This window comes from Listeria rocourtiae FSL F6-920, assembly GCF_000525975.1.
Taxonomy (GTDB): domain Bacteria; phylum Bacillota; class Bacilli; order Lactobacillales; family Listeriaceae; genus Listeria_A; species Listeria_A rocourtiae.
In genome coordinates, this window is record NZ_AODK01000068.1 from 1 (window position 1) to 8,394 (window position 8,394).

An 8,394-nucleotide genomic window follows, 5' to 3' on the forward strand; every position below is an offset into this window, starting at 1 on the left:
AATGAAATCCGCTCTACTGCTCATTTTCCTCTCTCCTTCACTTACTTGATGTACCTATCTTAATCAATAGATGTTTGCGATTTGCATCTAAAATGTTTCTGAAATGTTAATTCGCAAAAAAAAAAACAGCCCTGATTCCAATTTCGAATCGAAGACCGCTATTTTTAGTACCCCGCATTTAATGTAACTACAAAAGTCGTGCCTTCACCAAGTTCGCTTTCCACCGTAATTGTCCCACCGACAAGCTCAACGACTCGCAATGAAAGTGCCAGCCCCAAACCATTGCCTTCCTTGGAACGCGAAGAATCTCCTTGATAAAATTTTTCAAAAACGCGTTTTCTTGTTTCTTCGTCCATCCCGCAACCAGTATCAGAGATCGCGATACTCACGGAATTTTCTGTGGATGTTTGCGTGCAGTTGATAACACCGCCCGGTTCGGTAAATTTCAGCGCATTGGCGAGTAAATTGCGCCACACAATTTCCATCAAATCAGGATCTGCATAAATAGAGGCCTGCTCTTCAATATCCACCTCGACACGAATCTTTTTTTGCGCTAACAAGTCATCGAATGAAAGGATGCAATCCGATAGCTGCCGGCAAACATCATATGGCTCCTCCGGCAACTGAATGCCCTGATTTTCCAGCTTATTCAAACTCAAAATGTTACTCACCAAAACCGATAAGCTTTGCGATGCCGAAATAATCGTTTCTACATATTCCATTCTTGTTTCTGGCGCCATATTTTCATTTTTGAGGGCTGCTGCGTAATTTTGAACGATAGATAGTGGTGTTTTGATTTCGTGGGAGACATCTGCGATAAAGTTAGTTTTCATTGTTTCGAGCGAACCGAGAGCCTCGACCATCTTGTTGAAATCTTGAAACATCGTGTCGATATAATTATGTTTATTCACGGTATGCAGCGGCTTTAAATATACGGTGAAATCGCCCTCTGCCACTTGCTTTGTAGCCAAACTTAACTCGCGCATCGGCTTGTCAAAAGCAATGTATTTTTGGTAACCCGTGAGAAGACAGAAAAGCGCCGCAATGATTCCCCAATACAAGACGTACCAGCCGATATACGGACCCGACTCTTTCAAAATATCCGCTCCAAACATCAACGCCGGAAGCATCGCGAGACCTCCTAACGCCAGCAAAACGCCAATATACTCCAGCCAAGAAAAACGGCTCACTTTCTTCAAAACATTATCGCTCATGCCAGCACCGCCTTATACCCGATACCATGAACCGTCATAATTTTAAAATCGTGGCAGGATGCGAATTTTGTACGAATTTTTGTAATGTAAATGTCCACCGCCCGCAAGCTCGTCTGGCTTTCCATCCCCCAGAACTCGTCCATCAACTGCGCTCGCGAAAAAGCCTGATTTGGATAAGATAATAATTTGTAAAGAACGTTGAATTCGCGCACCGTGACGGGAATTTCCACATCATCAATCATTGCAGTCAGCGCCGCCGCATCCATCGTCAAACTTCCTAGAACTAGTTTTTGCTCTGTCGCAATGTTCGCTCGCCGAAGTAGCGCCGTAACACGCAGTACCAGCTCATCCAAATCAATCGGTTTCACCATATAATCATCAATTCCGAGCCTAAAACCCTTTTGTTTCGCCGCTAAATCATCTCTTGCAGACATGAACAGAATCGGAATATCCTTATCCAGCCCTCTCACCGTTTCCGCGAATTCAAAACCATCTATTTTTGGCATCATAATATCAGAAATAATTAAACTATAGCGATTACTATACATCAAATCATACGCTTCTTGCGGATTAAAACACCCCTTCGCCGCGTAACCGCTATTAGCAAGATATGTACACGTAATATGATTCAACTTCACATCATCTTCCACCACTAAAATATTAATCAAAGTTCGCAACTCCTCACCTTTTTTGCCTACATTATACACCTAAAATGTTGATAAATTGTTTCTATATTAAAAAAAGAGCCACTATCTAAAAAAGACACTGACTCCACACAAAATTACTTCATGTTTCCTAACTGCTCAAAAACCTGCGCCAACTTCTCCGCTGGAACTTCCGTAATCGCGTCTCCAAGTGATAATTCAAACGCACATCTACCGTCCGGTTTCACTTGCAAATATCCCGAACAACCGACACCAGTCTCCGCATGAATTTTCGCTAATATCGGTTCGATGACTTCCGCTGACTCGTCAAAATAAACGTGAAACATGTTGGAAACAGGAACTTCTGGTAAAGTACTCACGCCACTGCAAGCATTGAACCGGCCAGCCAATTCCTTCGCCGCCTCATAATACTGACCCATTTTGCCGATTCGCTTATCATAATAATAATCCGCGGATAAAATATAAGGATACAAACTAATCAAATCCCCACCATAACGACGTTTCCAAACCTTCGCTTCCTTCACAAAATCCTCATCCCCAGCTAAAATCGCACCAGCAATCCCGCCTAACCCTTTATAAAAAGAAACATACACACTATCGAAAAGCGCGCTGATTTCTTTGGTTGATTTTTGATAGTAAGGGGTTATTTCCCACAACCGCGCGCCATCTAAGTGTAATTGGATACCATTTTCGCGGCAATATTGTGAAATTTCCTCCAGCTCTTCGAAACTCGGTAATTGACCACCGATTTCGCGTTGCGGTAGTTCTAGTAAAACGCAGGATACAGATGCATCTAGTGCTTTAATGTCCATCAAAGTGATCAGTTTATCTGCATCGCATAACAAAATCGGCTCGATGTGTTGCAATTCTCTCAAGCCATCTTGTTCATGTATTTCCAAATGAGACAACGGATGATACCCGATTTTTGGATTCTGCTTCTTATCCGCCCAGATTCGCAATGCAACTTGCTGCGCCATCGTTCCACTCGGAAAAAACACAGCCGTCTCCTTACCTAAAAATGAGGCAATCTTTTCTTGAAAATTCTCGATAACCGGCCCCGTTCCATAAATATCACTTTCCAAATCAGCATCAACCGATTCAAAAGCCTCTTGCAAAACACCAGCATTACGCGGGCCATGTTGCGAAAGTTTATACGCCGTTTTTTGGAACGAATCCTTCAATATATTGCTTTTCGTCATCTTAATCTCTCCTTATTTCTATGTTTTATTTGATCTATAGCAAAAACCACTATTGGTAAGTAGTTAAAAAAGAAACTAATCCGCTGGCAAAAACCAATTTTGTCTAAAATCGGCAAATCATTAACTGCTGGAACTCGCGCTAGTCCGTAGATACCGGCAGATATAAGGCTAATGATGAAAAGCACCATATATATTTTCATATGCGTACCTCGTCCTTGTTTTTGGTAAAGTAGAATCAAGAATAACGGGAACAGCAAAAAGCCCATATAACCAAGCCCCGATCCAATATTATGAACCCAAGTCGAGAACGTCCAAGTCGCCTGCTCCGTATCAATACTGAATAATCCTGTGAAGATACAATCCCCAATTCCGTATAAACCAATCGCCAAAGTTAGCCAAATTGCCAACGTACGCGAAGTCTTAGCACAAGTTTGATATATCGCTGGTAACGCTAAGACAAAGAATACACCAGACACCACTGACCAAACTAAAAAACGCCCCACGAACAGGACTTTCCACATCTCCAAAAACACTCATCACCATTGTCATTTGGTTCAAATCCGGATAGAAGATGCCAAGAATGTATGGCGTCAAAAAATCACTCAATGCGCCTATTAGTAGGAAATAGTAACCATACCTTTTTAAAAAGCTCATTTTCTAGCCCCCTAAGCCCAATTTCGCACTTTAACTAAGTTTATCATATACTAGTTGCTCTTAGTATTAATTTACTTTATTTTCAGAGTGTAGTATTTATTTGTGAATAATCTCCCTCCCAACGCACACGTTTAGTATTAAAAAATGCCCTGAACTTAAAACCTATTTGTAATCCTTAATAGTATCACTTTAAAAACAGAGCTCTTGCATCGACGCAAAAACGAGGCGTATCAGTCCATCCCGGTACAGCCTCACTTAATCCCCCAAAAATGAATCTAAATCCTCTACTCCACAAAGCCATTCCCATCAAAAAAATATCATCATTTATGATACGGTTCCCCGCGATTAATCCGGAATGCTCGATACACCTGCTCCACTAAAACTAATCGCATTAACTGATGTGGCAGAGTCAACTTCCCAAACGACAATTTCTCATCGCTCCGTTTCAAAACTGCTTCCCCCAGTCCCAATGATCCACCAATAACAAACGCAATCTTGCTTTTCCCATAGGTTGCTAAACGATCCAAGCCTTCTGCAAATTCTTCACTGCTCTTTTGCTTGCCTTCAATCGCAAGGGCAATCACATGGACATCGCTATCTATCTTCGCTAAAATTCTTTCCCCCTCTTTATTTTTTACCTGCACCATTTCTGCATCACTCAATATTTCTGGTGCTTTCTCATCCGCTACTTCTATCATTGTTACTTTCGCATATGGGCCCAAGCGTTTTGTATACTCCGCAATACCTTGGATTAAATACTTTTCTTTTAATTTACCAACCGTTAAAATTTGTATATTCACAACTTATTCACCCTTTACTAACATTTTATCCACAGAAATTATCCACATATCCACAACATTTTTCTACATTATGTGTCTGAACATTCGTTCCCCACTATATATATCGCTCTATTTTCACAGTATCCACAGGTTATCCACAGGTTTTTAGAGTTATCCACCAAATCCAATTTGGGAAACGTTTCTTCCCCATAAACCCAGTCATCTAGCGCTTCGTTGATATGCTCTTCGCAACTATACATTGGTTTTTTCATTACTAATCCTTCTTTCTTATAACACAACTTGTGGATAACCACACCAAGCGTATGTATTATCCTCTAACTTACTTATTATGATAGGTGTAATATGGGAAGTCGTCAACAAGTAGTCACCTCTAATATAATTTTTCTAAGTTATTTTATAGAGTTTTAGCTTAATATTTACTTTTTTGCTTCTTTTCTCTCGTTATTTGATATTTATCAATCATATTTTTACATTATAGCTTATCCCCAATTTTATAGGTTATTATACACATGTTATCCCCACTTTAATACTACATATCCACAAGTAACTCTATATTTCGTATACGAATATACGTTCCATACGATATATTGATATTAGATAATATAGTTATGCACAGGTTATACACATATTTGAACTTGTTTATATTTATAAAAATATAGCTAATACGCCCTCTCCTGCAATGAAATACAAAATATACAACTATTAATATCTCTTAGTTTGTCCACAATTATATTATTTTTTGTGGATAACTTTTAGAAATTATGTGTTGGATGAACTAGGAAATAGTATCATACTATTTGTGTTTCACATTAAAACCCCCAAAATTAGATTTTAGCTCCAATTTCAGGGGTACATTATTATCTAGTTTTTGTTATCCATACTGTTTGTTTCATATCTTTCTGCCCACACTTAACGATGTTGTTTCCTTTTATAAAGGGAATACCCCATTATAAAAAGCAGACTTCCAAATAAAATAGTCAGTAGTGAAGACTCATCTCCTGTTTTCGGCATTTTGCTTATTGAAACCTTGTTTGCTTCGCTTTTACTCGTTTCTCCTTTTATATCCAATTTTTTTTGATTCGTCTTCTTGCTTAAATGGCTGTTCATATTGAGCCAGTTTTTCCGGTTGATCTAGACTTTCCACATTTAGCTTTTCAATAAAGCGAACCGTTTGGTCTAAGTTATTAATGTCTTCATGTGCCACAACTTCTTTGCCATTGCGGAATAATTTCTCAAAGACAACGACTTCGCTTCCAGCTAATTCACGTGCATCTAAGTCAAAGGCTACTTCTACGACACCGCTTGACTCTTCTGCTGTGAAGGTTGTTTCGCCTAGCACTTCTTTCCCGTTGGATAGAACTGGTTTGTTCGTTGCTTTGTCCATTAGTTTTCCAGTTACCGTGTACTCTTTGCCAACGATTAAGTCTTCATAGTATACCTTATCAATGATCGTTACTTTTTCTTCTGGCATAATTTCTTTCTCACCATTTTGGTCTGTTGCGATGGTTTTTAGGTCTGGTTTGATAAATTGAACCGTTTGGTCCGCATCATGAATGTCTGTATGCACCGCTACTTCTTTGTTGTCCGTATACAGGCGCTCAAATGCGACTACTTCTTGACCTGCTAAAGCTTTCGCGTTAAACGTGAAGGTTACATCTACTTCACCATTTGGTGTTTCTGGTGTGAATGTTGTTTCTGCTTCGACTTGCTCACCATCTACTACTAATGGTGCTTCTGTTGCTTTGTCCATCAACACACCTTTCACCGTGTACTCACGACCTGGTGTCAGATTTTCATAACGAACTGTATCCACGAGGCTGATGTCTTCTTCTGGGCTCGGACTTTGTGTACCTGTTTCTACGTCACGCAATGTTGTACCGATTTCTGGATTCTTGATGACTACTGTTTGACCTTCGTCGTTAATATCTTCATGATTGACTACTTCTTTACCGTTACGCATTAACTTCTCAAAGACTACTAAATCCTTGCCGTATAAGTCACTGCCGTCAAATGTGAACGTTACTTCTACTGCACCGTCTTTGTTTTCTGGTGTAAATGTTGTTTCACCGCGCACTTTTTCCCCTTTTACAAGCACTGGTGCATTTGTTGCTTTGTCCATCAAAATTCCTTGTAACGTGTATTCTTTACCTGCAATTAAATCTTTGTACTCTACTACGTCAATAACGGTTATTTCGTTGTCTGCATTTAGTTCTTTTTCACCGTTTTGGTCAGTTGCAGTTGTACCGATTTCTGGTGTTTTGAATTTTACGGTTTGATTCGCATCATGGATGTCTGTATGAACCGCTACTTCTTGACCATTTTGGTATAAACGCTCAAAGGCGACGATTTCTTGACCTGCTAAACCTTTCGCGTTGAAAGTGAATGTTACTTCTACTTCACCATTGGCTGTTTCTGGTGTGAACGTTGTTTCTGCTTCTACTTGCTCACCGTCTACTAATAACGGTGCTTCTGTTGCTTTGTCCATCAAGATTCCTTGAACCGTGTACGCACGACCTGGGATTAAGTTTTCGTATTGGACTACGTCTACTAATGTTACTTCTTCTTCCGGACTTGGTGTTTGCGTTGCTGTTTCTTCGTCACGCAATGTTGTTCCAATCGCTGGATCTACCACTTTAATGGTTTGTTTCGCATCATGAATGTCTTGGTGAACTGCTACTACTGCACCATTTAATTTCAATGTTTCAAACACAACAATGTCTTTTCCTTTTAATTGGGACGCATCTAGTGTAAATTCGATTTCTTCTGTGCCATCTGTATTCGCTGGGCTAAACGATTTCGTCGCTGTTACCGTTTGTCCGTCTACCAATAATGGTTGATTCGTTGCTTTGTCCATCAAAATTCCTTCGATATCATACGTTTGCGTTGTATCTAGATTTTGATATTGTACTTCATCGACAATCGTAATCGGTCCTGCATGAACATTGCTTTCGCCCGTTTCTTTATCACGTGCCACTGTTCCAATGCTTGGCTCGATGAAGGATACAGTTTGTGTCAAGCTATCTTTATCCGTATGCTCTGCCATCACTTGTCCTGACTCATCTTTCAATACTTCAAAGACGACATAAGCGTTACCTTTTAAGTCTGTGGCATCTAAAGCGTTCAGTGGTACAGTAACTTCTCCTGATGCCGTTGTTGGAATAAATTCGTGCGTTCCTTGTGTGAACACCGTATTACCAGTTAGTTTGTCTACCAATGTGGCTTCTAACGTGTAACGCTCACCTGGATTTAAATTCGTGTACACCACGCGGTCGCTAAGTTCCACGTTTTGGTGCGGATGAATATCGTGTTGTAAGCCTGTACTTGTTTCAAAAGCAAATGTTTGTAAACTTGGTACAAGGAAAGCAACGGTTTGATCGGCATCGTTGACATCTTCATGTGTGGCGACTACTTCATTGGTTGTTGTATCAATCAGACGTTCAAATACGACGACTTGTTGTCCTTTTAATGCACGTGCATCAAATGCGTCTAATGCGACGACTTCTTCGCCATTCTCCGTTGTCGCTGTAAATGTTTTCGACCCTTGCGTTAATACTGTTTGCCCATTTTTCATCATTAGTTTTGCTTCTAGACGATAGTTTTTACCTGGTGTTAATTGCTCATAGGTCACACGGTCGCTGATTTGCGTGGCCATGCCTGGATATAATACCTTGTCGTTCGTTCCAGTTTCAAAAGCTACTGTTTCGATTTGTGGTTGATAATCACGCTTGTTCGTGATGTTGTCTAATTCTAAAACAGTCGTATCACTCACAATTTCAAAATCAATCGGCTTACCATCTAAAATATAACCGCCAGTTGGTGCTTTTGTTTCGACAAAGTGGTAGTTACCGTACGGTAAATTATT

The 8,394-nt window shown here is 40.1% G+C and carries 7 protein-coding genes and 1 pseudogene; all 8 read right to left on the bottom strand.

What is annotated here, in order from left to right:
- Positions 1 to 164 precede the first annotated feature (164 nt).
- On the bottom strand, positions 165 to 1,214 hold the full coding sequence (locus tag PROCOU_RS15390; RefSeq protein ID WP_036074121.1) for a HAMP domain-containing sensor histidine kinase: 1,050 nt from the start codon (positions 1,212 to 1,214) through the stop codon (positions 165 to 167).
- On the bottom strand, positions 1,211 to 1,882 hold the full coding sequence (locus PROCOU_RS15395; RefSeq protein WP_036074124.1) for a response regulator transcription factor: 672 nt from the start codon (positions 1,880 to 1,882) through the stop codon (positions 1,211 to 1,213). Before PROCOU_RS15395 ends, PROCOU_RS15390 begins: the two co-directional genes overlap by 4 nt.
- Positions 1,883 to 1,995: 113 nt before the next feature.
- Positions 1,996 to 3,078 carry a threonine aldolase family protein gene (locus PROCOU_RS15400; RefSeq protein ID WP_036074126.1) on the bottom strand — a complete coding sequence of 361 codons (1,083 nt, stop codon included), beginning with the start codon at positions 3,076 to 3,078 and terminating at the stop codon, positions 1,996 to 1,998.
- Positions 3,075 to 3,732: pseudogene (locus PROCOU_RS15405) on the bottom strand (DUF998 domain-containing protein). Before PROCOU_RS15405 ends, PROCOU_RS15400 begins: the two are co-directional and overlap by 4 nt.
- Before the next feature lie 320 nt (positions 3,733 to 4,052).
- Positions 4,053 to 4,532 carry a 23S rRNA (pseudouridine(1915)-N(3))-methyltransferase RlmH gene (gene rlmH / locus PROCOU_RS15410; RefSeq protein WP_036074128.1) on the bottom strand — a complete coding sequence of 160 codons (480 nt, stop codon included), beginning with the start codon at positions 4,530 to 4,532 and terminating at the stop codon, positions 4,053 to 4,055.
- Between the two features lie 68 nt (positions 4,533 to 4,600).
- Positions 4,601 to 4,783 (bottom strand): CxxH/CxxC protein, encoded by a 183-nt coding sequence (locus PROCOU_RS15415; RefSeq protein ID WP_036074130.1) that lies wholly within the window; start codon positions 4,781 to 4,783, stop codon positions 4,601 to 4,603.
- A 658-nt stretch (positions 4,784 to 5,441) separates the two neighbouring features.
- On the bottom strand, positions 5,442 to 5,639 hold the full coding sequence (locus PROCOU_RS19395) for an LPXTG cell wall anchor domain-containing protein (protein ID WP_077913487.1): 198 nt from the start codon (positions 5,637 to 5,639) through the stop codon (positions 5,442 to 5,444).
- On the bottom strand, positions 5,575 to 8,394 hold a 2,820-nt coding region (locus tag PROCOU_RS16850), incomplete at its 5' end, for a VaFE repeat-containing surface-anchored protein (RefSeq protein ID WP_149023687.1). The genes PROCOU_RS16850 and PROCOU_RS19395, both read right to left, overlap by 65 nt.

What these genes read in the sequence shown, in the direction of transcription:
- PROCOU_RS15390 (WP_036074121.1), bottom strand. Translation starts at nt 1,214, where the DNA reads ATGAGCGATAATGTTTTGAAGAAAGTGAGCCGTTTTTCTTGGCTGGAG.
- PROCOU_RS15400 (WP_036074126.1), bottom strand. Translation starts at nt 3,078, where the DNA reads ATGACGAAAAGCAATATATTGAAGGATTCGTTCCAAAAAACGGCGTAT.
- PROCOU_RS19395 (WP_077913487.1), bottom strand. Translation starts at nt 5,639, where the DNA reads ATGAACAGCCATTTAAGCAAGAAGACGAATCAAAAAAAATTGGATATA.
- PROCOU_RS15415 (WP_036074130.1), bottom strand. Translation starts at nt 4,783, where the DNA reads ATGAAAAAACCAATGTATAGTTGCGAAGAGCATATCAACGAAGCGCTA.